The organism is Streptomyces sp. NPDC036813, from assembly GCF_055609245.1.
The window spans coordinates 377,447-404,149 of sequence record NZ_JBVJPV010000002.1 but is presented as its reverse complement, the minus strand read 5'-3'; the positions used below and the strand labels follow the sequence as shown (position 1 = coordinate 404,149).

The following is a 26,703-nucleotide window of genomic DNA, read 5'->3' as shown; positions in this document are numbered from 1 at the left end:
ACGGCTCCTGGGGGACGTGGCGGTGTGGGTAGGACCGTTGGGGGGTGGACGACCTAGGCCAACTGACTGAATGACCAGTTAGTAGTGGGCGACTGTGGCGTGCGTCGCACCGGTCCGTCAAGAGAGCGGGAGCAGGTTTTTCTCGAACCGATGCCCTGGTGCGCTCCCGGGCCGCTGGGCGCGCCCGGGCATGGCCGAGTGGCGGCACGGGGAGGGCATGGCTGAGCGGCGGCACGGCGATGGCCGCGCCGCCGGTCATCCGCCGGAGAGCTACGCGGTCGTCGGGGTGCGGCCGTAGATCTGCTTGCCCAGCCACTGCCCGCCGTCGAGCGTCAGGCACTCGCCTGTCAGATAGGACGCGCGGTCGCCGAGCAGGAAGAGCGCCGCGTCCGCGACCTCCTCGACGCTCGCGAATCGGCCTGCGGGGACGGAGGAGATGACGTCGGCACGCGCCTCCGGTGTCGCCCAGAGCGCCGCGCCTGCCCCGTCCGTCTCCGTCGGTCCGGGCGCGATGCAGTTCAGCCGGATGCCGAGCGGGGCCAGTTCGACGGCGAGGGTACGGCTCATCGCGAGGACCCCGGCCTTGGCGGCGGCGGAGTGGACGGTGCCCGGGTGGCCGTGCCAGGCGTAGGTGGCGATCACCGAGAGGATCGAGCCCGCGCTGCCCGCCTCGCGCAGGTGGCGGGCCACGGCGCGGGTGCAGTAGTAGGAGCCGTTGAGGACGATGTCCACGACCGCGCGCCAGCCGTTGGGGCTGAGGTCGATGCCGGGCGTGACGAAGTTGCCCGCGGCGTTGTTGACCAGCCCGTCCAGGCGTCCGTAGCGGTCCACCGCGGCCGCCACCAGTGCGTCGACGGCCAGCGGGTCGCGTACGTCGGTGGGGACGGCGAGAGCGCTGCCGCCGGCCTTCTCGATCAGGGCCACGGTCTCGTCGAGGCGTTCGGGGGTGCGTCCGGCGACGACGGGCCGGGCTCCCGCCGCGGCGAGTGCCAGGGCGATCGCGCGGCCGATGCCGCTGCCGCCGCCGGTGACGATGTACGTGCGGCCGGTGAACTCCGCGGTGTCGCGGGTCGTCATGGGCGGGGCCTCTCGGTCGGGGTGAGGACGGCGTGCGCGTCCAGGGCGACGGCGCCGCCCGGGTGGACGAGCAGCGGGTTGACTTCCAGCTCGGCGAGTTCGGGGTGGTCGACCGCGGCCCGGCCGAGGGCGCACAGCGCCTGCGCCGCCGCCTCCACGTCGACGGCCGGGGCGCCGCGCCAGCCCGCGAGCAGCGGCGCGTGGCGCAGCGAGCGCAGCAGGTCGCGGGCATGTTCGGGGGTGAGCGGCGCGAGGGCGAGCACGACGTCGCCGAGGAGTTCGGCGCGTACGCCGCCGATGCCGGCCATGAGGACGGGGCCGAACGCCGGGTCGCGCCGTACTCCGGCGATGAGTTCGACTGCGTGGGGCTCGGTGACCATCGCCTCGAGGGCGTAATGGCCGGCGCCGGTCGCGGCGCGCATCGTGGTGAAGGCGGCACGCACGGCGTGCTCGTCGGTGAGCGAGAGCGCCACGCCGCCCGCCTCCGTCTTGTGCGCGAGGCCCATGGCCTTCAGGACGACCGGTTGCCCGATGCGGCGGGCGGCGCGCACGGCGTCGTCGGCGCTCTGCACGAACTCGGCGTCGGGGAAGGTCAGTCCGTAACGGCGCAGCAGCTCACGGGTGGTGCGGTAGCCGCCGTCGGTCACGGGGGGCGCGGTCGGCGGCGGCTGTGGCGGCGCCGGGGGCGCCGGGAGTGTCGTACGGAGGTGTTCGGTGCCCGCGAGGGCGGCCGCGGCGTGCTCGATGCGTTCGTAGACGGGGATGCCGCGGCCGCGCAGGACGGTGAGGGCGGCCGTGTCCCGGGCCATGGTGTGGACCAGGAGGGTGCTCCCGGACTGCTCGGCGGCTTCGGCGAGTTGGGCTGCTACGGCGCATTCCTGCTGTTCCTGCGCGGGGTTGGCGGTGGCGTAGTCACCGAAGTAGCCGGTCAGGACGACCGCTTCGGCCTCGCCGGAGGACAGCAGGGTCCGCGCGATGCGGGCGTAGGCCGTCAGGTCCGCCTCGCCCGCGCCGGCCAGGTCGACGGGGTTGCCGCAGCCTGCACCGGGGGGCAGATGCGCGGCGAGCGCGGCGCGGGTGTGCTCGGACAGGGACGGCACGTCCAGGCCGCGGGTGGCGAAGGCGTCCGCTGCCAGGGCGCCTTGCCCGCCGCTGTCGCCGACGACAGCCACGCGGGCGCGGCGGGCGCCGGGCGCGTCCTGTGCACCGGGTGCTCGGCGTACCGTGCCGGCGCGCTGACGCGGACCCGCACCGGCAGCCGCACCGCCCGCGCCCGGACCCGCACCGGCACCGGCACCGGCACCGGCCAGCAGACACACGGCCGTGTCCACGACCTCGCCCGCCGACTCCAGCAGCAGCGCACCGGCGTCGCGGCACACCGCCTCCACCGTCGCGCGGGCGGTGACCAGGGCGCCGGTGTGGGAGGCCGCTGCCCGTCCGGAGGCCTCGCTGCGGCCCACGGTGAGCAGCAGCACCGGCTTGCCCGCGGCGTGCGCGGCGGTGAGTGCGCGTGCCAGGCGCCGGCCGTCACGGAAGTCCTCGACGTACGCGGCGATGGCTTTGGTCGGCTCGTGGTCGACGAGGGCTTCCAGGGCGTCCGTGGCGTCGATGTCCCGCTGGTTGCCGAGGGAGACGAAGCGGGAGAACCCCTGTCCGGCGCGGGCCAACAGGCGGCCGATCTCCAGGGCGAGGTTGCCGCTCTGCGAGACCAGCCCGACCTGGCCGGCCGGGAAGTCACCCCAGCTCAGCCGCAGTTCGGCCCTGGTGTCGACGACCCCCATGCAGTTCGGTCCGAGCAGGCGCGCGCCGCGTCCGGTCACCAGCCGCGCCAGCGCCCGCTCCTCGTCGGCACCGGCGCCGCCCGAGGTGATGACGGTGAAACAGCGCGCGCCGACGGCCAGTCCGTCGCTGACGACGCCGCGCACCTGGGCGGCGGGCACCGCCACCACCACGTGCTCCACCGCGTCCGGGAGCGCGGCCAGGTCCGTCAGGAACGGCGTCCCGTCCAGGGCGCCGCCCCGCCGGTTGACCAGGTGCACCGTGCGGCGGTGGCGGCCGCTCAGCGCGCCCGAGGCGAGCCAGTACCCCCACTTCGCCGGGTTGTCGGAGGCGCCGACGACGGCCACCGACCGCGGTTCGAAGAGCGAGCTGAGCTCGCCGGGGCGGGTGGCCCGCCCGATGTCCGCGGCCGTCAACGGAAGACTCCGAAGCGCTCGGTGATGACCGGCAGCCGGTCGGCGGCCAGGGCATGTGCGGCGGCGCGGGGTGTGCAGCCCTCGGCCTCGGCGCGGGCCAGGAGCTGGTCGACCAGGGCCCGCATCGAGCGCCGGGTGTGGGCGAACGCCTCGTCGGCGTCGGCACCGATGTCGCCGAACAGCGTCCACCACCACCAGGCGTTGGTGCCGGAGTTGACGGCGACGTCGGGCAGCACCGTGATGCCGCGGGCGGCCAGCAGTTCCTCCGCCTCCGCCACCACGGGCATGTTGGCGGCCTCGACGATCCAGCGGGCGGTGACACCGGCCTGGTTGGTGGTGTCCACGGCGTAGGAGACGGCGGCCGGCACCAGCACCTCGGCGTCGGCGGTCAGCCAGGCGCCGGCCGGCAGTTCCCGGTCCTCGGGGCGCAGTGCGACGCGGTCCACGCTGCCGTGGCCGTCCCGGGCGGCGAGCAGCGCCTCGACGTCGAGTCCGTCCGGGTTGGCGATGGTGCCCTTGATGTCGGCGACCGCGACGACGCGCAGCCCGGCGCGCGCCAGGAAGCGGGCGGTGGCGCCGCCCATGGTGCCCAGTCCCTGCACCGACACCCGCGTGCCCTCGTGCGGGACGCCGGCGCGGTCCAGCGCGGTCAGTACCGATTCGGCCACCCCGCAGCCGCCCACGAGTTCGTCCAGGCCGATCCCGTCGACGTCGATGGCGAAGGCGTCCGCGAGCCGCTTGCGAGCGGCCTCCTCGTCGTCGAGGAGGGGGTAGACCGCCTGGATGGAGGAGACCAGTCCGGCTTCGGCGGCGGCCCGGTCGACGAGGTCCTGGGTGAGGCCGAGGTCCTCGCCGGTGGTCCAGAAGTGCTCGATGTAGGGGCGTACCGCGCGCAGGTAGCGGACCAGGACGCCGTAGGCGGCGGGGTCGCGCGGGTCGCAGTCGATGCCGCCCTTGGCGCCGCCGAGCGGGATGTAGCGGCCCTGGGGGTTGTAGTGCAGCGCCTCCTTCATCGTCATGCCGCGGGCCAGGCCCGTGACCTCCTGAAGGGTGCATCCGGCGCGCATGCGCAGGCCGCCGCTGGAGACGCCGCGCACCAGACGGTCGATGACGAGGAACCCCTGCCGGCCGGTCTCGTGGTCGGTCCAGGTGAGGGAGACCAGCGGCACGGGCGCGTCCGTCCCCGGCGGCCGCGGTCCGCTCGCCGTGTGCACGGCGGCGGCCGGCGAGGTGGTGCGGGTCGTGGTCATCGCGAGGGCTCCTCGGGGACGGTGATGAGGGTGGGGCCGGGGGTGTTCAGTGCGTGGCGCAGTGCGTCTGCGAGCGCGTCGGGTGTGCCGGCACGGACGCCGTGGCCACCGTAGGCGCGGGCCAGGGCGGGCAGGTCGACGGGCGGCAGGTCGACCGCGACGGGACGGTCGCCGCGTTGGAGCATCTCGTCGCGGATCTCGCCATAACCGCCGTTGTCGAAGACGACGACGGGCAGGGGCAGTCCGAGCTGTGCCGCGGTGGCGAGTTCCTGGACGGAGAACTGCAGGCCGCCGTCGCCGCTGAGCGCGACGACCGCCCGGCCGGGGTCCGCGGTCTTGGCGCCGATGGCCGCGGGCAGGGCGTAGCCGAGGGTGCCGAAGCCCGTCGGGTGCAGATAGCGGCCCCGCGGGCCGACGGGCAGGTGCGGGAGGGCGCCGTAGTAGCAGCACTGGGCGCTGTCCGAGGTCAGCACCGCGTCGTCGGGGAGCACCGACCGGATCGCCGCGAGATACGGCAGCAGGTGCGCGTCCCGGGTGTGCGTCTCCGCGTCCCGTTCGGAGCGCAGCGCGGCGACCGAGCGGTGGGCGGCGTCCGTGTCCGCGCTCGGGGTGTCGTCGCTGTCCGGCCTCGGGGTGTCGTCGCTGTCCGTCCTCGGGGCGTCGTCGTCCGGCCCGAGGGCGGCCAGCAACGCGCGGAGGGTTGCTCGGGCGTCGCCGACCAGCGGGATGTCCGCCGGCAGGGCGGCGTACATCTGCGCGGGGTCGATGTCCGCGCGGATGACGGTGCCGCGCAGAGCTGGCGGGGCGTCCCACAGGTCGGACTCGGCGAGTTCGGTGCCGACGGCGAGGACCACGTCCCGCTCCTCCAGCCACCGCCGTACAGCGCGGCTGTGCAGGGACACGCCGAGTGACAGCGGGTGGGTCTCCGCGACGACGCCCTTGCCGTTGGCCGTGGTCGCCACTGGCGCGCCCAACGCCGCGGCGAGCCTCAGGCATTCGGCGGCTGCCGCGCGTGCGCCGCCGCCCAGGACGATCGCCGGGCGGGCTGCCGCGCGCAGGGCCTCGGCGGCTGCGGCGAGGGCGCCTGCGGCGGGCTGCGCCGGGTCGGCCGACGGGGCGGTCCTGACCGGGCCCGCCGGCTCGGGTGTGGTGAGCAGGTCCAGCGGCACCTCGATGTGCACCGGCCGGGGCCGCTGCGTACGGAAGAGGGTGAAGGCGCGGGCGACCGCGGCGCCGATCTCGTCCACCGAGGAGACGCGGTGGCTGAAGGCGGCGACGCCGCGCAGTGCGTCGGTCTGGCTGCGCATCTCGTGCAGCAGCCCGGTCGGCTGCCGGGGATGGCGCAGCGGCATGCCGGGCGAGACGACGAGCAGCGGCACGCTGTCGGAGTACGCCTGGCCGACGGCCGCCGCGATGTTCAGCAGGGCGGGTCCGGTGGTGGTGAGGGCCACGCCGGGGTTCCCGCTGACGCGTGCGTAGGCGTCGGCGGCGTAGCCCGCGCCCTGTTCGTGGCGGGGGTTGACGTGGTCGATGCCGTAGCCGGACAGGTGCCGGTAGATCTCCAGGTTGTGGGTGCCGGGGATGCCGAACGCCCGGGTCACGCCGTGGGCGGCGAGCGCCCGCACGAGGGCCTCACCGCCGGTGAGCGAGGCATCAGGGGCACTCGGGCGCCCGGCCCCGGGTGCGGTCGCGGTCGCGGTGGTCACGGACGTCATCACAGGCTCCGCGAGATGACCAGGCGCATGATGTCGGAGGTGCCCTCCTCGATCTCCTCCAGCTTGGCGTCCCGCATCCACTGTTCCACCGGGTACTCGCGCGAGTAGCCCCAGCCGCCCAGCGTCTGCACGGCCGCCCAGGTGCAGTAGGCGGCGGTCTCGGAGGCGGTGAGCTTGGCCATCGCCGCCTCGGCGGTGGCGTCCAGACCGGCGTCCAGCCGCTTGGCGGCGCGCCAGGTCATCAGGCGGGCCTGCTCGATACGGGTGCGCATGTCCGCGAGCCGGAAGGCGACCGCCTGGTGCTCGACGATCGGCTTGCCGAACTGCACACGGCTCTTGGCGTAGTCACGGGCGTACTCGTACGCGGCGCGGGCGACGCCGGTGGCGGCCGCGCCGAGCACGGCGCGGGAGATGTCGAAGGTGCGCATCAGGCCGTGGAAGCCCCGGCCCTCCTCCCCCAGCCGGTCCGCCTCGGGGACGAAGACGTCGTGGAGGAAGATCTCCCGGCAGACGATGGCACGCTGGCCCATCTTGCGCATCGGCTCGCCGAACTCCATCCCGTCCGTGCCCTTGCGCAGCAGGAACGCGGTCACGCCGCGGGAGCGCTGCGCCGGGTCGGTCTTCGCGAAGACGACGTAGCTCTCGGCCTCGCCCGCGTTGGAGATCCACGCCTTCTGGCCGTTCAGGCGGTAGCCGCCGGCGGTGCGGGTGGCCGTGGTGGTGATGGAGGCGGCGTCGGATCCGGCGCCGGGCTCGGTGGTGGCCAGCGAGGTCATGGGGGTGTCGGGGCCGGCGAGCGGCGTGAGCCAGGTGCGTTTCTGCTCCTCGGTGCCGAGTTCCAGCAGCGGGTCGGCGAAGAAGCCGTTGGAGCACAGCAGGTTGCCGATGCCGAGGTCACCGACACACAGCTCCTCCTGCACGAGTACCTGGGTGAAGACGTCGGTGAAGCCGCCCCCGCCGTACTCGGCCGGCAGCATGAATCCGGTGATGCCGACCTTGGCGGCCTTGCGCCACAGGTCCCATGGAGTCTCGGTGTCGGCCTCGTCCACGGCGCGGGCCCGCGGCCGGATCTCCTCCCGGGCGAAAGAGCGGGTGAGATCGATGATGTCCCGCTGTTCCCGGGTCAGTGGGACCAGCTCGGTGGGCAGCTCTGACATGACCTCTCCAGACACGAGGAAGGGGACGTCTCGACGTGCGACGTTTCGACGTTTCACGGGGGAAGCTTTTACTGAATCGCCAGTCAGTATTCGGAGAGCGGGCCACCCCTGTCAACGAGTGTGCGTACTGAATAGTGATTCAGTTCAGGAATCAGTCGCCCGGGGCGGTGCGGGCGGCGACCCGAGGGTGGCGAGGTGCCCCGTGGAAGTACTGCGGCGCCAGGCGCGCGCCGACCACCGTCAGCAGCCAGCCGACCGCGAGCGAGCCCGCGCCGATGAGGAAGACCCCGCCGATGTGCCAGTGGGGCCCGAACGGCAGCGTCCAGGACGTGGAGCTTTTCGCCGGGTCCCAGTCGTTCACGAGGCTCCAGGCACCGGCCGCGAGCAGCACCACTCCCCCGAGCGCGGGCAGGACGATGCGCAGCCAGAGGTCACCGGCGCCGCGTCGCCCACCGGCGCGGTACGCCCAGGCGGAGGTCAGGCCGGTGAGGCCGTAGTAGAAGGCGATCATCAAGCCGCACGAGGACACGGCGTCGCCGATGACCTGGCCGTCGGCGAGGAGGTTCATCACGACATAGCAGACGGCTCCGGCGAGCCCGATCGCGACGGTGCCGACATGCGGACTGGCGTAGCGCGGGTGGGTCTTGGCGAAGACGCGCGGTACGGCACCCTGCCGGCCCATGGCGAGGAGGGTGCGCCCGAGCGAGAGCACGGTCGTCTCGGTGGACGCGGCGGCGGAGGACAGCACCATGAGGACGAGCAGGTGCCACAGGAAGGTTCCGGCCGCGCCGGTGCCGAAGACGGCCTGCCCGATGGCGGAGAAGACGTCGCCGAAGTTGTCGGGGTTGCCGAGTCCGACCCCTGTCGTTCCGACGCCGGCGTAGGCGAGGGTCGCGACGGTGGCCACCAGGTACAGCGCCAGCAGCACGATCGTGGACCACACCGCCGCCCGGCCGGGGGTGCGGCGGCGGTCGGCGGTCTCCTCGTTGACGGTGACGGCCGTCTCCCAGCCCCAGTAGATGAAGAGCATCAGGACGAGGCCGCTGACGAACGCGCCGGCCGAGGGGATCTCGAACGGGTTCAGCCACGCCAGGCTCGGCCGCCGGGAGCCGGGGGCGCCATGTCCGGAGTACACGCGCACCAGGGCGACCACCGAGAACACCACGAGCATGGCGAACTCCAGGAACAGCAGCGCGCGTTGGACGGCCGCGGCCACCTCGATGCCGCGGTAGCAGACGGCCGTCATGAGGGCCATCCAGCCCAGCCCCACGGCGAGGACCCAGGGGCTGGAGGGGTCGGAGCCGATGCCGTCCGCGCCGCAGAGGATGAAGACGTACTGCCCCGCGACCTGGGCCAGACTCGCCATCACCAGGACGAAGGAGGCGATGACGGCCCAGCCGCCCATGAAGCCGGCGCGCGGACCGAGGACGCTGCCCGCCCAGGTGAAGATCGTGCCGCAGTCCGGGTCCCGGCGGTTGAGGGCGGCGTAGCCGAAGGAGACGAACAGGATCGGCACGAAGGCGAGCAGGACGATCACCGGCGCCTGGAAGCCGGCGTAGGCCACGATGAAGGCCAGCGTGGCGGCGAGGCTGTAGGCGGGTGCGGCCGACGCCACGGACAGGATCAGACTGGTCGCCATCGAGAGTGCGCCGGTCCGCAGGCCGCCGCCGGCGTCCTCGTCCGATGTGGTGTGTGCGGTGGTTGCCATCATCGACCCCCTATCCAGGGTCTCGAGCGGTGAAAGGCCCGCGGTCCGGGCCGCGCCTTTCGCGACAAGTGGGCCCTCACGGCGTCCGGACACGCCGGTGCGCGGGCCTCCACGGGGCGCGCACCGGCCTCGGCCGAAGGGCGCCCTACATCGTCGGAATCGCAATGCTGATTCCTCGGTCAATGTTGCGGACCGGGTGCGGGGTGTCAATGCCGCCGACGGGATGAATCGCAAGCGTTGACTCATGCGTCAGACTTGCGTCATGCTCGGCCGCCATGTGGGAAGAGACAGGGATGGACCTGATCGAAACCGAGGTCGTGGTGGTGGGAGCCGGCTATGCCGGGCTCGCCTCGGCGCTGCGACTGGAGGACGCGGGCCTCGACTGCGCGGTCCTGGAGGCCGCCGACCGGGTGGGGGGACGCGTGCTCAGCGAGCCCCGGGCCGACGGGCTGACGCTGGATCACGGCGGTCAGTGGGTCGGTCCGACGCAGAAGCATCTGCTCTCGCTCGCCGCCCGCTTCGGCTGCGGGACGTTCCCCACCTGGGAGACGGGCAAACACATCGAGGTGTGGCACGACGGCACCTGCGTCCCCTACGCCGGGGCGGCGCCGGACGACGGTCCCGGCATCGCGGAGTACCACCGCGTCACCGCGCTCCTGGACGACCTCGCGCGGAGCGTGGACACCGTTGCCCCCTGGCGGACCCCGCGCTTCGAGGAGTTCGACGCGTGCACGGCGGACTCCTTCTTCCGGGCCCACACCACGGACCCGGACGCCCGGCGCCGGCTGGCCCTCGCCGTCCAAGGGGTGTGGTGCGCGGAGCCGTACGAGATCTCGCTGTTCCACGTGCTGTTCTACATCGCCGCCGCCGGGGGCTACGAGCAGCTGATGGAGACGCAGGGCTGCGCCCAGGACAGCCGCTTCACGGCCGGGGCCGCCGGTCCCGCCCGCGCGGTCGCGGACCTGCTCGGCGAGCGGCTGCGGCTGGGCGAGGCGGTGACCGCGCTCCAGTACGACGCCGGCACCGTCCGCGTGCACACGGCGTCCACGGTGGTCGAGGCCCGCCGCGCGATCGTGGCGCTGCCGCCGCACGCGGTCCGCGCCATCCGCTTCACACCCGGACTTCCGGTCAGCCGGGACGGATGGCTGGCACACAGCCCGATGGGCCGCGTCGCCAAGGTCCACGCCGTCTACGTCACCCCGTTCTGGCGCGCCTTCGGCCTGTCCGGCACGGCCACGCTCTACGACGACGGGCCGGTCGGCGTGGTCTACGACAACTCCCCGCCCGCGGGCACCCCCGGCGTGCTCGTCGGGTTCGTGTACGGGGACCGGCTCACCCGGTGGGCGGACCTCGCGCCGGAAGCACGCCGGGACGCCGTGCTGGCGAGCTTCGGCCGCGTGGTGGGGGAAGGGGCGGCACGGCCCGTCGGCTACACCGAGAAGGTCTGGTCGCGGGACGCCTTCGCCCGCGGCGGGTACGAGGCGTACACCACCCCCGGCGGCTGGACCGGCTACGGCCGGCGCGGCTGGCGGGAACCCACCGGGCCCCTTCATTGGGCGGGCACCGAGACGGCCACGGTCTGGAACGGGTACATCGACGGCGCGATATCCTCGGGCTACCGCGCCGCCGACGACGTCATCGCCTCCCTGCAGGCGGACGGCTGAAGGGACCACGCAGCATGACCGCGACGCACGGCCCGGCGGGGGACGCCGAGAGCGGGGCCTCGACCCTGGCGGACCGGGCGCGGCTGGTCGTGACGTCGGCTCCGATCAGTCAGCGGGAGTTCGCCCAGCGCATCGGCATGGACCCCACCGCGCTGTCCAAGGCGCTGCGCGGCAGCCGCCGCCTGAAGGAGCACGAGGTCGCGGCCATCGCGCAGGTCGGCAAGGTGTCGCTGCGGTATCTGCGCACCGGCGCGGGACGGCCTCCCGTGCCGCGCGAGAGCGCCGCCGGCGCGGGCCCGCGGCGACGGGCCGACGCGCTGGACGCCGAGGCGCGCCGGGCCCAGATCCTCGAGGCCACCGCCCGCCTCATCGCCCGGCGCGGCTTCCACAAGGTGCGCGTCGCCGACATCGCCCGCGCGTGCGGCACCAGCACGGGCACCGTGCACTACCACTTCCCGACCAAGGACGACGCGCTGCGGGCCGCCCTGCTGTACTACGCCGAGCGCTTCCACACCCGTCTGAAGGCCGAGTTCCGCACGGCCGGCAGCACGGTGGAGAAGCTGCGCCGGCTGATCGAGGTGCAGTTGCCGGCCGGCGAGGAGGACGTGGAGGAGTGGTCGGTGTGGGTGCAGTCGTGGAACGAGGCCATCCTCGACCCGACCCTGCGCCCCGGACAGAGCGCCGTCTACGCCCGCTGGCGGCAGATCGTGCTCGACCTGGTGCGCGCCTGCCAGCGGGAGGGGATGGCGGCGGGCGCCGACGCGGAGGCCCTGACCGCGCGCTTCACCGGCATGGTCGACGGCCTGGCGATCCAGGTGCTGGCCGGCACGGGCGACATGTCGACGGCCCGTATGCGGGAACTGCTGCTGGACGCGTTCGAGCCGCACATCACGCTGCGCTGACCGCACGTCCCGTCAGAACTGCTGGATGAGGATCCAAGTGGCCATGGCGAGGAAGAGCACCCCCGTCGCGCGTTGCACCGCATACCCCTTCGCCGTGGGTTCGGTCGCCTCGGGATCCTTCACCCAGCCCCGCTGAAGCCGTCTGTTCAACCGCCACAGCAGTTGCGGGCGCAGGACCTGGATCAGCCCCATCACCAGGAAGAGGCACAGCAGCGGAACGAGGACCGGGCTCGTCCCGCTACCCCCGGAGGACGCCCGCACCGTCATATCGTGGTACATGCGTACGCGGATGCCCCGGCGGCTCCCCACGAAACGAGTCCCGGCGGCCCAGGCGGGGTGCGGAGGGGCGATAACTCGGTGGCGGAGGGCGGAACTTGTGGAGGATCATGCCCCGCATGACTGAGCGACCCGCGCGATGGACCCAGGCGACCGTGTACCCCGACATGTGGGCGAATCCGGACGACGACCCCCGCAACAGCGAAGGTCCGAGTCCGGACGGCGAGCTGCCGACGCTGCAGGACTTCCTGACGAACTACCGCCTGACGCTGCGCATGAAGTGCGAGGGCCTCAGCCCGGAGCAGATGGCCCGGCGGTCGGTTCCGCCGTCGACGATGTCCCTGCTCGGCCTGGTCCGGCACCTCGCCGAGGTGGAGCGGGACTGGCGCAACTGGATCACCGACGGAGACCCGCTGCCGAAGCTGTACGGCAAGCGTGACGCGGACTTCGACGACGCCGTCGGCGAACAGGCCGTGGTCGACGCCGCGTTCGCCGATCTGGAGCGGGAGCAGGCCGCGACCGACGCCGCGCTGGCCGCGTACCCGGACCTGGGCGAGCACGTCGGCAGGGAGCGGATCGCCGTACGGGAACTGCTGGTCCACCGGATCGAGGAGTACGCCCGTCACTGCGGCCACGCGGACCTGCTGCGCGAGTGCGTGGACGGACGGGTCGGACAGTGACCGGACGCGCGGCTGACCGGGCCCGCGGAAGCGGCCCCGCTCTCCGCGCCATGGGCGACGACACCGTCACTCGGTTCACCGTCCCGCCGGGCGCCACGGGCTTCTTCGATTCCGCGGACGGCCCACGCCCGGCAACCGACCTACGGGTGTTCCGCACCGCGCTGTACGGGGCCGCCCGTGTCGCCGGAGGCACCGTCGGTGAGGTGGAGCTGCAGGTCCACCCCCGCACGTTCCACACGGCGACAGTCGTCGCGGGCACCGGGGTGCATGTCGTCCTGTGTCATGCCCACCACCCGTGGGTCGCCTTCGCCGCGGAACGCCGGGACTGGTACACCGCGGAGTTCCTCGAACCGCCCGCTTGGGCTCATGTCTTCCGCGACCTCGGCTTCACCGTGCTCGACCGCGCGCATCTCACCATGCCCCTCTCACACGTCGACGCGTCGGTCCTCAGCCCAGGTGAATGGCGCGAAGTCCGCTTCTACGGCATCCGCGTGCTGGGCGGAGTCCTCTTCAACTCCTGGGACTGAACCGCGAACAGGTGCTGGCGGCGGTCACGGCAGACCTGCGAGGGAGGCCGGCGCGGTGGGCCGGACGGCGTCCGCTGTGGCTGAGCCTCGCAGCCGTGCGTTCAGGCCGTGGGGCTGCGCCTGCTCGGCAGTCTTGGCCGCCGCTGTGGTGCGGTCGAGCCGGAAACCCCGTCCGGTCCGGCGCGCGCGGCACCTGGCGATGCGGTACCACCGCCCGACGCGGTGAGCAGTCCGGCCGGTTCCACCGCACGCTCGCTGCGTCACACTCCTGCCTCACACCCCCGTCGCGCGCAGCTGACCGATGCCGGTGGCGAGGGCCGACTTGAGATGAGCGGTCGGGGCGGTTACCGCGCCCGTCGCTCCCGGCGTGGCCCGTCCGGCCGGTCGGGCTACGCGCTCAGCGCACCCCCGCCTCACGCCACTCGCTGGGTGAGCAGCCGTAGACGGACTTGAAGGCCCGGCTGAAATGCGCCGCGTTCTGGAAGCCCCAGCCCCGGGCCACGGCGGAAACGGTGCGGCTGACGCGTGCGCGGCGCAGCAGTTCGCGTGCGCACTCCTCGATCCGCCGCTGCTGGATGAGCCGGTGCACCGTGGTGTCCTCGTCCTCGAACAGCACGTGCAGGTGGCGCAGCGAGATGCCATGGGCGTCGGCGACGCGTGCCGGTGACAGGGCCGGGTCGCGCAGCCGCGCGTCGATGTGGGCGCGGATCTCGGCGATCAGCAGATCGCGTGGGGTGTCCGGTGCGCTCCTGCCGTACCCACGCGCCTGTTCGTCGACGAGTGTGGCCACGAGGTCCGCGAGGTGGCCGCCGAGGCGTTCCCTGACATGGCCGGCGAGGGCGGCGGCACCGGAAGCGACGTCGGTGGCGAGGGGCCGCAGCAGTGCCGCCACACCGTCGGCCGCGGGGATGGCGCGGCCCGTGACGTGCGGGACGTGCAGCGCGGACGGGCCGAGAGCGCGCTCGGGCAGGCGCAGGGCGTACAGGTGGAACGGCGTGTGCTGGTCCAGCGCGAAGGGCCGGCGCAGGTCGAGCAGGGCCAGTTGCCCGCCGCGTACGACGGCTTCGCGGCCGTCCTGCCGGACGGCACCGGTGCCCTCCTCCTGGACGAGCAGGACCACGCCGTCGTCTCGGGCGGCAGACGTCGCGGGGGCGCTGCGGCTCAGCCGCAGCGGTGCCGCCCTCATGGACAGCAGCCGCAGCCGCCCCGCGTCGCCGGAGCCGAGCGTGCCGTGGAACGCCGCGGCCCCCGAGGGCAGGGTGACCTCCACGGGTGCCAGCCGCGGCCGTACCGCTTGCTCCCACTGCCGGGCTCGGTCCGGCCCCGGCATCGACGCTGTGCTGACCTCGTCCTGCACGGCGGTCCCCTTTCTGTCGTCCGGTCCCGGCGGGACGGATACGTGCCGTCTTCAGCCTGGTCGGGCGCATCGGAGAGGGGTTAGGTCATATGACCTGTCCTTCGTGAGGGGTGGCACGACGTGTGCGCTCATGGGCATGTCCCGGTGCACGCGCGGCGTGTTCGGCGGGACGGCCGCGGCTAGGGTCGGCCGGGCAGCCGTCGGGGCGCGACACGTTGACCGGTTCGACGCATCCGTCATGCCGACAGACCGCGGCGAGTCAGGAGTACGCGTGTGAATGCCGATCGACCGCCGGACGGCTTCCTTGTGCTGGAGGGGGAGGCGGAGGACTTCGTACGACGCCACCGCTGTCCCGTGGTGCCTCGCGGCGCGGATCCGGGTCCGGCGCGCGCCGAGGCGGCGGTGCTGGTCGGCCCGGGTAGCGGGCTGCCGGGCGTGGACGAGGAGTGGCTGGCCCTGCCGGGTCCGCGCGGTGACCGGATCCGGGTGCGGGTGCTGCGGCCGTCGGGGGTGGCGGGCCCGCTGCCGGTGGTGCTGTTCCTGCACGGCCTGGGCTGGATGCTCACGGACGCGAGCGCGCACGACGGTCTGCTCGCCGACCTCGTGCTCGGTGCGGACGCGGCCGTCGTCGTCCCTGCGTACGACCGCCCGCCCGAGGCCCGGTTTCCGGTGGCTCTGGAGCAGGTGTACGCCGTGGCGCGGTGGCTGGCCGCGCACGGCGGTGAGCGCGCACTGGACGGCGGCCGGCTCGCGGTGGCCGGGGTGTCGGCGGGGGCGAACCTCGCCGCGGCGCTGGCCCTGCTGGCGAACCGGCGCGGCGGGCCGCGGCTCGCCCATCAGGTGCTGGTCTGCCCGGTGACGGACGCCCGCATGGACACCGCGTCCTACCGGCGGTTCGGTACGGGGTACTTCCTCGACCGCGAGGCCATGGACCAGTTCTGGCGGCAGTACGTCCCCGAGGCCGCCGACCGGCTGACCGCCACGGCGTCTCCCGCACGGGCGACGGACGCCGAACTCGCCGGTCTGCCGCCCACGTTGGTGATCACGGCGGAGGCCGACGTGGTGCGCGACGAAGGCGAGAGATACGCGGCGCGGCTGCGGAGGGCGCGGGTACCGGTGGTGTCGATGCGCTACCACGGCACCGTGCACGGCTTCCTGCTGTTCGAGCGGCTGCGCGGCACCCCCGCGGCCCGGGCGGCACGCACCCAGCTGCTCGACACCCTGCACGAGGCCCTGCACGCCTGGCCCGCTTGAGCCGCTAGGCCGTCCCCTTCTCCATCGCCCGCGCCAGGGCGGCGCGCGAGGCGATGCCGAGCTTGGGGAAGACCTTCGCCAGGTGTCCCCCGACGGTCCGCGGGGACAGGCTGAGCCGCGCGCCGATTTCCTTGTTGGTCAGCCCGTCCGCCGCGAGCTGGGCGATGCGCCGCTCCTGCGCGGTGAGCGAGCAGGCGCCGCCCTCGCGGCCGGTGGTGGAACGCAGCGCGCGCTCGGCACGCTCGGCCCAGGGAGCGGCACGCAGGGCACGGAAGGTCTTGAGGGCCCCTTCCAGTGTCTGCCGCGCCTGCGGACGGCGACGGTCGCTCAGCCGGACGCCGTGCGCCAGCCGCAGCCTGGCCATGTCGAACACCCACTGGTCGGCACCGGGCACGGCGTACGCCGCCTCGAACAGCGCGTCGGCGTCCTCGTCGGTGGCGGCGAGCGCCCGGGCGGCGGCGAGCAGGAACGCGTGGTGCGGGGAGATGTCACCCATGCGTGCCGCGACGCCTGCCGCCACGTGCGCCCGCGCCTCCCCGGTCCGTCCGGTGCGCAGGGCAGCGTCCACGAAGTCGAAGAACGGCAGATGGAACCAGGGCAGGCCGGCCGGCAGCACGCCGGGCGGGGTCAGACCGGCCAGGACGGCGTACGCCTCCTCGTCGCGGCCGTGGGCGAGAGCGGCCAGGGCGCGCAGGTGGGTGAGATGGTCCGTCACGAACGTCATCCCGGCCCGCTCGGCCGGCGGCCGGATGGCGCCGTCCAGCGCGAGGAGGGCTTCCTCGTCACCGCGTCCGGCGAGGACATGGGCGTAGTGGTGCCGGAAGAGCAGGGCGTTGCAGTGGTAGCCGAGGGCGTCGGCCGCCTCGGCCTCGCGCAGGCACACCTCCACCTGGTCCCAGTCGCCGCGCAGGTAGTTCTGGTAGCCGCCGGCCTTGGCGATGCTGCCCTGGGTGGCGTAGGCGTGCTGGCCCAGGAAGCGGCGCCACAGCGAGGCGTCGGCCATGTCGATGGCGGCGGCCGTCCACAGCAGCAGCCAGGCCGCGCCGGCCTGCTGTTCCTGGCTCATGGCGGCGGCCATGGCGCGCAGTTCGGTGCCGGTGCCGTGCGCCGTGCGGGCCGGGTCCGACCAGGCGCGGCGGCACAGGTCGGCCAGCGCGGAGACCTGGTGCCGGTGGGCCCGCAGGGCGGCCCACCCGCGTGGGTCCGACGTGTAGACGGTCGCCAGCAGCAGTTTGAAGTAGACCTGCTCGGCGAGGTCGCCGAACGGCCCGGCATCCGAGCCCGTCCGGGCCAGCTCGGTGAGGGCCTGCGGGAGCAGGGTGAACGACGACGCGAAGTCGACGTGGTGGCTCTGGTCGACGTAGACGACGGCGTAGGCGTACAGCGGTGCGCTGTCGGCGGGGACGGGCGCGCCGCGCAGTTCCTCGACGAGCCCCGCGGCGTACGGCAGCCGTCCGCCGCGGGCGGCCATGGCGGCGGCCCAGGTCAGGCGGCGGGCGCGGGCGGCGGGGGCGGTACTCAGGGCGGCCGCGCGGTGCAGCAGGAGGGCGCCCTCGGCGTCGCCGCCGCGCAGCGCGAGCCGTCGGCCGGCCTCCTGGAGCCGCCCGGCGAGGTCCTCGTCGGGCAGCACGGTCGCGTCCGCCTCGTGCCCGAGCGCCCGCGGGTCGTCGTGCGGCAGGGCGGCGGCCAGCCGGCGGTGGGCGGCCCGGCGCTCGGGTCCCGACGCCCGGGCGACCACGGCTCCGCGCACCAGAGGGTGCCGGAAGGTGAGCCGGCCGTCCGGTTCCAGATGCGCCAGTCCGCTGGTCTCGATCTCGTCCAGGACGTCGTCGGCGCGCCGTGCGTCGAGGCCGTCCAGCAGAGCCGGCGTCACCCACGTCGCCGCCGTCCCGCCCAGCGCCGCGTACAGCAGCACGTGGGCGGCGTCGCCGGACAGCCGCTCCAGCCTGGGTGCGAACAGGCGCTCCAGCCGCTGTCCGAGCGGGAACCTTCGGGGCAGCGGCATGACGCCGCGCGCCTGGTCGGGGTGGAGGTGCACGGGCAGTTCGACAAGGGCCAGCGGGTTGCCCGCCGCTTCCTGGAGGATCCGGTCGGCGGTGGTGAGGGCCAGATGCGGGTGCCGGGTACGCAGGAGTGTGCGGGCGTCGTCGCCGGCCAGCGCGGTCAGGTCGACGACGGTACCGGGTCTGTTCTCGGTCGTCGGGCCCTCGGGACGGCCCGCGCCGACGAGAGCGACGGGCACCTCGGCGGTTCTGCGCTGCAGGAACGCGAACACGGCCGCGCTGGAGGAGTCCACCCATTGCAGGTCGTCCACGAGGACCAGGACGGGGCGCATGCGCGCCTCCCCCGCGAGCAACGCCAGCACGGCGGCACCCACCAGGAAGCCGCCGCGCACGGGCTCCGCGGCCTCCCCGAGGGCGAAGGCCAGCGCCCGCCGCTGCGGCTCCGGCAGTGCGCGCATACGGCCCGTGAGCGGCCACAGCAACTGGTGCAGCGCGCCGAACGTCACGCCGGCCTCCGCCTCGGAACCGACCGCGCGCAGCACGGTGAAGCCGAGGGCGCGCGCCTCGGCGTGGGCCCAGTCCAGCAGGGCTGTCTTGCCGAGGCCGGGGGCGCCCTGCAGGAGCGTGCCGGTTCCGCCGCTGCCCGAACGGGTGTTGTCCAGCACCCGGCGCAACAAGGCCTGCTCGGAGGCACGACCGGCGAGCGCCGGGCGGTGCCGAGGCTGTGGAGCGGCGGACGGGAGCGCGCCCGGCGACCCGGCCTCTGCGGCGCGGCCCGAGGCCGACGCGGACGGCGACGGCAGGAGGGCGTTCGGGCCTACCCCGGTCGCGGCTGCGTCGCGTACGGCGGCCCGCGCCGGGGACGCGTCAGGCCGCACGGTCCGCGTCCCGTCGCGCATCGGGGGCGGTACGCCCGGCCCGGGCCCCCGCAGCGACGGCGGGGGCGGTGCGCTCAGCACGCGAGACCGCACCGGCAGTGGGGACGGTGCCCCCGGCGCGGGACACCGGCGCGGCGGCGGCAGTGGGCTCGACGCGCAACGCGGGAGAGGTGGCCCCGTCCTGCACCCGGTCCCCGTGCACCTGGCTCGGCACCAGCCCCGACGTGTTCAACTGCCGCCATTCGCGCGGCGAGTGGCCGTACATCCGGCGGAAGGCCCGGCTGAAGTGGGCGGCGTTGCCGAAGCCCCAGCGGTGCGCCACGGCCGCCACGGCAGGCGCGGCCCCGCCGCCACGGGCCAGTTCGCGGGCGCACTCCTCCAGCCGGCGGCGCTGGACGAGCCGGGCGACGGTGATGCCCTCGTCCTCGAAGAGCCGGTGCAGATAGCGCACGGAGATGTGGTGGGCGGCGGCGACCGTCTCCGGTGTCAGGGCCTGGTCCTCCAGATGGCGGTCGATGTGGCCGCGGATGCGCAGCACGAGTTCACCGCGTCCGCTGTCGGCGCCGCCGAGCGGGGTGCGCTCGGCCACCAGCGTGCCGAAGAGGTCCTCGACACCGGCCGCAAGCCGCGCGGCCACGGCCGGGCCGTACGAGCCGGCCGAGTCGAGGAGCCGTACGAGAAAGGGGCTGAGGACGGCACCGACGCCGTCGGTGCCGCTGATCGCGGTCGCCGTCAGGTGGCGCAGGTCGTCGTCGGAGACGTCCAGCCCGCGGCGGGGCAGGTGGACGATGTGGCAGGCGAACCGGTCGGGAAAGTCGAGGATGTACGGCCGTGCCGTGTCGTAGACCAGCATGTCACCAGCGCCCGCGGCGGCATGCCGGCCGTCCTGGAGCACGGTCGCCGTGCCCGCCGTCAGGACGACGATTGCCACGAGAGCCTCCCCCGCCCCTCTGCGGCTGACGCGCTGGCCGTCGGCCCGCAGGGAGCAGACGCGCAGGTGTCCGAGGCGGCGGCCGGTGATGCGGCCGGCGAGGGGGCCGGTGCCATGCGGTGTCACGGCCATCGGGAGCAGGACGCTGCCCAGTGCGGCGCGCCAGCGGTCGAGTCCGTCCCCGACGGGCACCGTGTCCGTCGACAGCACGAGGTCCACCTGGTTCTCCCCTCTCTCCTCGGCAGCAATCAACCAGGTGGGCCCGTTCCGGCACCAGGCACTCTCCAGGCAGAAAGATGCGGTGCCGGGGTGTGCGCGTACGGAACAGGGCCGTGCGCGCACAGGCAACTCGTGACATGCGGGCCCGCGTAGGGTGGCGGGGACGCCTGCGGCCGGGCGGCGGCCGCGGTCACCGCGTGTCCAGGCGGGCGAGCCGGGAGTGGGCCTCGGCGACCCGTTGGGGATCGGAGCCGGAGCCGAGGGCGATGCAGCGCGTGAACGCCTCACGCGCTTCGGCAACGCGGCCTGCGCCGAGGAGGACGTCACCGAGCGCGAGGAGATAGCGGCTTTCCAGGGCGATGTTGCCGTCCGCCCGGCACAGTGCCACCGAGGCCCGCAGGTGCTCCACCGCCTCCTCCCGGCGGCCGAGCCGGCCGAGGCTGCGGCCCAGGCCGGCCAGCGCGTTGCCCCGGGTGACGGCGGCGATGTGCGGCTGGACCGCGTCGGCTGCCGCGTCGAGCCGCGCGAGGGACTGCCGGTACAGCTCGACCGCTTCCTCGTCGCGCCCGGCACCCTGCAGGTCCAGCGCGCGGGCGAGCAGGGCCTGCAACACGCCGTGCAGGTCGCCCGCTGCCTCGAACAGGGCGATGGCCTGAGCGGTGTGGTCGAAGGCCTGGTCACGCTCTCCGAGCAGGTTGTGTGCCCACCCGGCGTACTGGTGCGCCCACGCCTGCTGGATGCGGTCGCCCGCGCGCCGGGCGGCGGCGAGGGCGCGGGCGGAGTGCTCCAGGCTGTCCCGGGGCCGGCCCTCGCACAGGAGCACGGCCCAGGCGTAGTAGTTGAGCTGGGTGGCTTCGAGCAGCGGGTCGCCGAGCGCTTCGGCGGAGTGTGCGGCGGCGCGGAAGACCTCCGGCCAGTGTCCCCAGAAGATCCACTGGTCCGAGAACCAGTGCAGGGACTCGGCCACCTCGACGACAGTGGCGTGCTCACCGTCCGCGGCCGCCGCGTGCAGGGCGGCCAGCCAGTTGACGGCTTCGGCCTGGAGCCACTCGCGTGCCTTGTCGGCGCTGGAGAGGTCGACGGCGCCCTGCCAGGTGGGGGGCGGCGCGCCGTGGTCGGGTTCGTACCACCGGCCGGCCACGACGGCCGTCTCCAGCAGCCAGCGGTTCATCGACCGCCGGGCCCGCTCGACGTCGTCGTCGCTGTCCTCGGCGGCGAGCCGGGCGCGGCCGTACAGGCACAGCAGGTCGTGCAGCCGGTAGCGGTCGCCGTTGGTGCCGAGCAGGCCGGCCTCGACCAGTTCCTCCAGCGTGTCCTCGGCGTCGTAGAGGTCCTGGCCGGTGAGCCGGGCCGCGCAGGCCGCGCCGACGTCGGGTCCGGGAACCAGGGACAGGCGCCGGAACAGGCGGGCGGCGGTGGGCGTGAGCTGGCGGTAGGACAGGTCGAATGCGCCGGCCACCCGGATGTCACCGGCAGACAGCGCGTCCAGCCGCCGTTCCTCGTGCGCGAGCCGGTCCGCGAGCCGGCGCAGGCTCCAACCGGTGCGGGTCGCCAGCCAGTTGCCCGCGACCCGGAGGGCGAGCGGCAGATGCTCGCACAGCCGGGCGACCTCGTGCAGCGCCTCCGGTCCGGCCGTCGCACGGTCCTCGCCGACGAGGGCGGTGAGGAAGGCTGCAGACTCGGCGGGGTCGAGCCGGCCGAGCGGCAACCGGTGCACGCCGTCGAGTCCGGTGAGCATACGGCGGCTGGTCACCAGGACCAGGGTGTGGCCGGCGCCGGGCAGCAGCGGGCGTACCTGCGCCTCGTCGCGGGCGTTGTCCAGGACGAGCAGGCAGCGGCGGTCGGCGAGGACCTGGCGGTAGAGGGCGGGATGGGCCTGGGGCCCCGACTTGGCCAGGTCGCGGTCGGGGACGCCGAACGCCTTGAGTACCCGGACCACCAGCTCCGAGGGGGCCGGCGGGGTGTCGTCGGTCCCCCGCAGGTCCAGCATGAGCTGACCGTCCGGGAAGCGGTCGGCGAGCCGGCGGGCGGCGCGCAGCGCGAGGGTGGTCTTGCCGGTGCCGGGCGCGCCGTGGACGGTGACGACGACGGGCTGGGCGTCCGTGGCGCCGCCTCCTGCTCCGGCGCCGTCTTCCGCGGGCGGTTCGGCGAGTTTCTCCAGCTCCGCGAGTTCGTCCGCGCGGCCGACGAAGTCGTCGATGCCGCGGGGGAAGGACCGCACGCCGACGGGGCTGTATCCGGGGCTACGGCCGAGCCGGGCGGCGGCGAGCAGCCGTTCCCGCTCGGTGTCGTCGAGGCCGAGCCCGTCCGCGAGCGCGGCGACCGTCCGCCGCTGCGGGGCGGCCCGCCGTCCGCGTTCCAGATCACCGATACCGCGCACGCTGACGCCGGACGCGTCCGCCAAGGACTCGATCGTCAACGACTTCGCCAGTCGCATCTCCCGCAGCAGCGGCCCGAAGGCCCCGTCGTGCGCGGACATATCCGCCCCTTCCACCCGCCCTATTACTTGAACATTGTAGGAGATGTCGGAAGTGCTTTTGATCAAGAAGGCCGGCCGGTCTGTTCACTTCGGGGCGGACCCGTGCACGGAGCGGGGCGGGTCACGCGACAGGGACCGATGAGTTCCGCCCCGCAGCGGGGTCGGCAGGGGGAACGTCCCGCGTCCGCAGGAGGCCCGGGACGAGATCACAAGGAGCGTGAGCCCCATGGAGCCGGACCAGGAGCACGTGAGCGCCACCCTGACGGTCCCCGCACCCGCGGCCAGGGTGTTCGCGGTACTGGCGGACCCGAAGACCCACGCGTCGATCGACGGCACCGGATGGGTCCAGGAGCCCGTCGACCCGGCACCGCTGAGCGAGGTGGGACAGATCTTCCGGATGGCGATGTACCACTCCGGCCATCCGAACGGCGACTACCAGGTGGTCAACCAGGTCCAAGTGCTCGACCAGCCGAACGTCATCGGCTGGCTGACCGGGCAGGAGAACGACGACGGAAGCCTGGAACTCGGCGGCTGGCTCTGGCGGTACGACCTCGAGCCGCTCGGTCCGACCGAGTCGGAGACGGAGGTCACGCTCACCTACGACTGGCCGGCGGTGCCGGAGTACATCCGGGCGCGAGGCATCCGGTTCCCGCCGTTCGGCCCCGAGCACCTCGGCAACTCGCTGCGCCACCTGGCGGAGTTGGCCGCGCCCCGGGAGCCGGCCACCCCCGGCGGCGCGGCGCGCGACTGAACCGGGGGCCGCCTTCCTGCGCCGCGGCATCGGCCCCCGTGAACCAGGAGGCGCAGGTTCCCACTGCGGAGTCCACGGGGGCCGACTCGCCCTCCAGTACCCGCCGGCCCGCCCGGTACGCCCCAACCAAGCCGTACGCCCGGTTTGTTCTGCCCGACGGCCCCATCTCGACATCGCCCGGGACGCACAAGAAAAGGGTGGGCCGGCCCTTCCGGGCCGACCCACCCCACGGGCGCCGTCGCCTGTGACGCCGTCCGCGAACCGCTCAGTGCGCGGTACCGGTCATCACCATCGGTACCAGCGACCCCGGCGGCCGCCGCCGCCCGCCGGACGGACCACGAAACCGAGCAGCCACACCGCGAGCACGATCACCGCGACCCACCACAGGGCCTTGAGCGCGAAGCCCGCACCGAACAGAACCAGAGCCAGCAGCAGAACCAGAAGCAGGGGAACCATCGTTATCAACCTCCTGGCCGTCGTGTGCTCTGCTCCCGCCCCGACAAACACCCGATCGGCGCGTTACTTTCACGAGGTGGAGGGCATACGGGCGCGACGTGTACGCCCCACGGCGAGCACGGCCATCCGAACGGGCGAGGTCGTGGTGCCACTCCCCCATACGGGGAGGAACCGCCGTCCCGCGCCTCGTGTCCGTCGGCGCGCGGTCCACCGTCCGTGGTACGGCAGCGGTCGGCCCGCGGCTACCGCGAGGGTTTACGACAGGGCCAACGGACGGTTGATGTGGCGTCCGTCCAGGCTGCGTAAGTTCTTGTCCCAGCCGGGATGACCTCCGGCAACGACCACAAGGGGGTAACCATGAAGCGCAGGCTGGCCGGTGTCCTGACCGTCGCCGCTCTCACTCTGTCGGGTGCGGCCGCGGGCACGGGAGCGGCGACCGCCGCTCCCGCGAGCGCCAAGGCGTTCAGCTGCAAGCTGGTGTGGCACGACAGGAACACGGCGGGCGTGAAGTGCACGGGCGGCACGTTCATCGCCGCGGCCAAGTGCAAGAACGGCCGCATCGCACAGGGCGCAGCCGCCGCATCCGGCACCACCTCGTACGCCTACTGCTCGTCCTACCGCTCGTCCCTCAGGACGCCGGTGCAGGCGTGGGGGATCAAGATCTGAACCTCGGCTTCCGGGGCCGGCTCCGCAAGCATGAGCAGGCCGACGGGAGTTGAGGCACAGAGCTGGAGAGCACCAACGCAAGCTGCGGTCTCCGGCCGCCCGGGCAGCGTTCCGGGAGCCGGGGACCGTTGTGCGTCCCGACGTCGTACAGGCGTACCAAGGGTGAAGTACCGCAGCGGGGACTGCCTGGCGGGTCTTGCGCTGGCACCCTGCTGAGAGTGATCACGAAGAGGGACCACAGTCGGCTCATGGGGGGGCGGATGTGACACATCGGCATGCGGTCGGGGCCGTCCCCTCCCCCGGTGTGGACACTGACCCACCGCTCGAGGTGCCCCGTCACGTCGCCTGCGTGATGGACGGCAACGGACGCTGGGCCGCACGGCGCTCGCTGCCGCGGACGTCGGGGCACCGGGCCGCCGAGACGTCGGTGATCGACGTCATCGAGGCGGCCCGCTCGGCCGGAGTCGGATGGCTGAGCCTGTACGCGTTCTCCACCGAGAACTGGCGTCGGCCGCACACCGAGGTCGACTTCCTCATGCAGTTGGTGCGCCGCGTCGTACGCAAACACGCACCTCTGCTGCATGCGCGCGGGATCCGCTGCCGCTTCCTCGGCGTGACCGATCCGCGCGTCCCCCCGGCGCTGGCCCGGGACTTCGAAGACCTGATGACGCTGACCGGCGACAACCGGGGCATGACGCTGACCGTGGCCTTCGACCACGGCGGGCGCAGGGACATCGTCGAGGCGGCACGCTCCCTGATCCGAAGCGGCGTGCCCGCCGAGGCCGTCGACGAGGAGCACTTCGCCGCGCACCTGCCCTTCCCGGACACCCCCGACGTCGATCTGGTGATCAGGACGTCCGGGGAGCAGCGCATCTCCAACTTCATGCTGTGGCAGGTCGCCTACGCCGAATGGGTCTTCCCACCGGTGTTGTGGCCCGACTTCCGCGCACCGCACTTCCTCGAGTGCCTGCAGACCTATCAGCGACGCGATCGCCGCTTCGGCGGCGTGCTCCCGCACCAGAACGGAGACCCCCTACGGTGACCCACGCAGACAGCGGCTCGCCCGACAGCACCAGTGCCGGCGCGACGGAGCGCGACGGGCACTCTTCGCGACCAGGTGCCGAGCCGGGGGCGCGGGGCCTGCTCGGGCCCGGTTCGCGGTTCCGCGAACTCTTCGACGACCCGCGCTGGGCTCTCGCCATCATCCGGGCGACCGTACTGGAGGCGGCACACCCGCAGATCGGTGCCGCCCTGCTCGACAGCTCCACGTTCGTGACTCATCCGTGGCGCCGGCTGCGCAACACGTTACTGAGCCTGCAGCGCATGTTCGGCCCCGACGATCACGTCCGGGAGCGGGAGGCGGCCCGGCTCAACCGGCTGCACGCGCGGCTGAACGGCACCGACGCCCGGCACCGTCCGTACGACGCGCTGGACCCGGCGGTGCGTGCCTGGGTGGTCGCCACGCTGTTCGAGAGTGCCGTCACGATGTGCCGGATGAGCGGGCAGCCCCTCGACCAGGAGGAGACGGAGCAGCTGTACGCGCAGTTCCGGGCGTACCTCGCCGCCCTCGGCGACGACGGGGGTCATCTGCCGCCCTCCCTGCACGAGTTCTGGAGCTACTACGAACGGGTGGTGGAGGAGGAGCTGGAGAACACGGAGGCGATGCGCATCATCCTCTACAAGCTCTTCGACCACCTCCCGGCGCCGCCGCTGCTGCACGGCCTGCCCACCCTCTGGGCCGCCGGCCGTGCGGTCGCCGGCCCCGTCATCGGGGCCATCACCGTGGCGTCCCTGCCCGAGCCGTTCCGCCGCCGGGCGGGCCTGCCCGAGCTGCCGGGCACCCAGACCCTGATGCAGGGGGCCTACCTGGCCGTCGGACTGGCACGCCTTCTGCCGGAGGGGTGGGTCTCGGCCGAGGGCATCACCGACCTGCTCGCCCTCTCCCCCGACAGCGACGACCCGCGAGCACGCACGATCACTGCCCTGCGGGACAAGATGAAGCGGGCCGGAGCGCTGATCCGGCTGATCACCCCCCTTCCCCCGGAACCGGAGCCGGCCGCGGACGGCATGCAGCGCAGCGCCGAGGAGTTCTTCGCGGAGGTGCTGGACCAGACCGGCAACGGGTACCTCGACTGGCCCGACCTCGCGGCGATGGCCCGGGAGCTGTCCGGTCGCCTCGACCTGGACGAGCCCGAGGAGACCAGGCTCTACAACGCGTTCGCCGACTGGTGGCGTGAACTGCAGTCCGCACTCGACACCGACGGCGACGGCCGCATCAGCGTCCACGAGTACGCCGCGGCCGTCCCCTCACTGGCCGGCCCGGCGCTCATCAAGGTCGCGGAAGTCCTCTTCGACGCCACCGACAAGGACGGCGACCAGACGATCGACGCCGCCGAATACCGCACCCTGTTCCACACCGCATTCCTGCGCGACACGGCCGGCACGGAGGTGGCGTACACCCGCAGCGCGTTCGTCAAGGACTTCCTGTCCTTCATGTCCGGCCGCCGCAGCTCCACCGCGTACGACCCGCTCCTCGCGGACGCCTGACCGCCGCCTGC

21 protein-coding genes are annotated in these 26,703 nt (G+C 73.6%); 9 read left to right on the top strand and 12 right to left on the bottom strand.

All coding sequences use genetic code 11. From position 1 onward, the window contains the following. Positions 1-270: 270 nt before the first annotated feature. The 6 genes from ACZ67Q_RS05915 to ACZ67Q_RS05890 form a co-directional block, all read right to left on the bottom strand. Positions 271-1,077 carry an SDR family oxidoreductase gene (locus ACZ67Q_RS05915; RefSeq protein ID WP_471176928.1) on the bottom strand — a complete coding sequence of 269 codons (807 nt, stop codon included), beginning with the start codon at positions 1,075-1,077 and terminating at the stop codon, positions 271-273. Continuing rightward, positions 1,074-3,272, bottom strand: a complete 2,199-nt coding sequence (locus tag ACZ67Q_RS05910) for an acetate--CoA ligase family protein (RefSeq protein ID WP_471176926.1) — start codon at positions 3,270-3,272, stop codon at positions 1,074-1,076. Before ACZ67Q_RS05910 ends, ACZ67Q_RS05915 begins: the two co-directional genes overlap by 4 nt. Beyond that, positions 3,269-4,522, bottom strand: a complete 1,254-nt coding sequence (locus ACZ67Q_RS05905; RefSeq protein ID WP_471176924.1) for a Glu/Leu/Phe/Val dehydrogenase dimerization domain-containing protein — start codon at positions 4,520-4,522, stop codon at positions 3,269-3,271. The genes ACZ67Q_RS05910 and ACZ67Q_RS05905 overlap by 4 nt, the downstream gene beginning before the upstream one ends. After that, positions 4,519-6,237, bottom strand: a complete 1,719-nt coding sequence (locus ACZ67Q_RS05900; protein WP_471176922.1) for a 5-guanidino-2-oxopentanoate decarboxylase — start codon at positions 6,235-6,237, stop codon at positions 4,519-4,521. The genes ACZ67Q_RS05905 and ACZ67Q_RS05900 overlap by 4 nt, the downstream gene beginning before the upstream one ends. Beyond that, positions 6,237-7,394 carry an acyl-CoA dehydrogenase family protein gene (locus ACZ67Q_RS05895; RefSeq protein WP_471176919.1) on the bottom strand — a complete coding sequence of 386 codons (1,158 nt, stop codon included), beginning with the start codon at positions 7,392-7,394 and terminating at the stop codon, positions 6,237-6,239. The genes ACZ67Q_RS05900 and ACZ67Q_RS05895 overlap by 1 nt, the downstream gene beginning before the upstream one ends. Before the next feature lie 151 nt (positions 7,395-7,545). Further along, positions 7,546-9,102 (bottom strand): APC family permease, encoded by a 1,557-nt coding sequence (locus ACZ67Q_RS05890; protein ID WP_471176916.1) that lies wholly within the window; start codon positions 9,100-9,102, stop codon positions 7,546-7,548. A 293-nt stretch (positions 9,103-9,395) separates the two neighbouring features. Between ACZ67Q_RS05890 and ACZ67Q_RS05885 the strand changes: the two genes are divergently transcribed. Both ACZ67Q_RS05885 and ACZ67Q_RS05880 read left to right on the top strand, forming a co-directional pair. Next, complete coding sequence (locus tag ACZ67Q_RS05885; RefSeq protein ID WP_471176913.1) at positions 9,396-10,766, top strand: flavin monoamine oxidase family protein; 1,371 nt, start codon at positions 9,396-9,398, stop codon at positions 10,764-10,766. A 14-nt stretch (positions 10,767-10,780) separates the two neighbouring features. Continuing rightward, on the top strand, positions 10,781-11,668 hold the full coding sequence (locus ACZ67Q_RS05880; protein WP_471176910.1) for a TetR family transcriptional regulator C-terminal domain-containing protein: 888 nt from the start codon (positions 10,781-10,783) through the stop codon (positions 11,666-11,668). 12 nt (positions 11,669-11,680) lie between these two features. Here the strand turns inward: ACZ67Q_RS05880 and ACZ67Q_RS05875 are convergent, their stop codons facing one another. Next, positions 11,681-11,947 carry a DUF6199 family natural product biosynthesis protein gene (locus tag ACZ67Q_RS05875; RefSeq protein ID WP_471176908.1) on the bottom strand — a complete coding sequence of 89 codons (267 nt, stop codon included), beginning with the start codon at positions 11,945-11,947 and terminating at the stop codon, positions 11,681-11,683. A gap of 116 nt (positions 11,948-12,063) precedes the next feature. Here ACZ67Q_RS05875 and ACZ67Q_RS05870 point away from each other — a divergent pair, with 116 nt between their 5' ends. Continuing rightward, complete coding sequence (locus ACZ67Q_RS05870) at positions 12,064-12,624, top strand: DinB family protein (RefSeq protein WP_471176906.1); 561 nt, start codon at positions 12,064-12,066, stop codon at positions 12,622-12,624. A 50-nt stretch (positions 12,625-12,674) separates the two neighbouring features. After that, a complete protein-coding gene (locus tag ACZ67Q_RS05865; RefSeq protein WP_471176905.1) occupies positions 12,675-13,151 on the top strand; it encodes a hypothetical protein in 477 nt (158 codons plus the stop codon). A 397-nt stretch (positions 13,152-13,548) separates the two neighbouring features. On the opposite strand, the gene ACZ67Q_RS05860 is transcribed toward ACZ67Q_RS05865, so the two are convergent. Further along, complete coding sequence (locus ACZ67Q_RS05860) at positions 13,549-14,508, bottom strand: helix-turn-helix domain-containing protein (RefSeq protein ID WP_471176903.1); 960 nt, start codon at positions 14,506-14,508, stop codon at positions 13,549-13,551. Between the two features lie 273 nt (positions 14,509-14,781). On the opposite strand from ACZ67Q_RS05860, the gene ACZ67Q_RS05855 reads away from it, so the two are divergent. Then, on the top strand, positions 14,782-15,762 hold the full coding sequence (locus tag ACZ67Q_RS05855; protein WP_471176901.1) for an alpha/beta hydrolase: 981 nt from the start codon (positions 14,782-14,784) through the stop codon (positions 15,760-15,762). Positions 15,763-15,766: 4 nt separating this feature from the next. Here ACZ67Q_RS05855 and ACZ67Q_RS05850 read toward each other — a convergent pair whose 3' ends face one another. The 3 genes from ACZ67Q_RS05850 to ACZ67Q_RS05840 all read right to left on the bottom strand — a co-directional run bounded on the left by ACZ67Q_RS05850 (position 15,767) and on the right by ACZ67Q_RS05840 (position 22,272). Beyond that, on the bottom strand, positions 15,767-18,568 hold the full coding sequence (locus ACZ67Q_RS05850) for an ATP-binding protein (protein ID WP_471177720.1): 2,802 nt from the start codon (positions 18,566-18,568) through the stop codon (positions 15,767-15,769). 64 nt (positions 18,569-18,632) lie between these two features. Continuing rightward, positions 18,633-19,793, bottom strand: coding sequence for an AraC-like ligand-binding domain-containing protein (locus ACZ67Q_RS05845; RefSeq protein ID WP_471176899.1), 1,161 nt, complete (start codon positions 19,791-19,793; stop codon positions 18,633-18,635). A 190-nt stretch (positions 19,794-19,983) separates the two neighbouring features. Next, on the bottom strand, positions 19,984-22,272 hold the full coding sequence (locus tag ACZ67Q_RS05840; protein ID WP_471176896.1) for an ATP-binding protein: 2,289 nt from the start codon (positions 22,270-22,272) through the stop codon (positions 19,984-19,986). A 226-nt stretch (positions 22,273-22,498) separates the two neighbouring features. On the opposite strand from ACZ67Q_RS05840, the gene ACZ67Q_RS05835 reads away from it, so the two are divergent. Beyond that, positions 22,499-23,023, top strand: coding sequence for an SRPBCC family protein (locus ACZ67Q_RS05835; RefSeq protein WP_471176893.1), 525 nt, complete (start codon positions 22,499-22,501; stop codon positions 23,021-23,023). Between the two features lie 285 nt (positions 23,024-23,308). Here the strand turns inward: ACZ67Q_RS05835 and ACZ67Q_RS05830 are convergent, their stop codons facing one another. Then, the gene (locus ACZ67Q_RS05830) at positions 23,309-23,479 is read right to left on the bottom strand and encodes a hydrophobic protein (RefSeq protein WP_471176890.1); all 171 of its coding nucleotides are present in this window, start codon (positions 23,477-23,479) and stop codon (positions 23,309-23,311) included. 357 nt (positions 23,480-23,836) lie between these two features. Between ACZ67Q_RS05830 and ACZ67Q_RS05825 the strand changes: the two genes are divergently transcribed. The 3 genes from ACZ67Q_RS05825 (at position 23,837) to ACZ67Q_RS05815 (ending at position 26,692) form a co-directional block, all read left to right on the top strand. Next, positions 23,837-24,145 (top strand): hypothetical protein, encoded by a 309-nt coding sequence (locus ACZ67Q_RS05825; protein WP_471176887.1) that lies wholly within the window; start codon positions 23,837-23,839, stop codon positions 24,143-24,145. Positions 24,146-24,449: 304 nt separating this feature from the next. Next, positions 24,450-25,187, top strand: coding sequence for a polyprenyl diphosphate synthase (uppS, locus tag ACZ67Q_RS05820; RefSeq protein ID WP_471176884.1), 738 nt, complete (start codon positions 24,450-24,452; stop codon positions 25,185-25,187). 98 nt (positions 25,188-25,285) lie between these two features. After that, a complete protein-coding gene (locus ACZ67Q_RS05815; RefSeq protein WP_471177718.1) occupies positions 25,286-26,692 on the top strand; it encodes an oxygenase MpaB family protein in 1,407 nt (468 codons plus the stop codon). Positions 26,693-26,703: the final 11 nt, after the last annotated feature.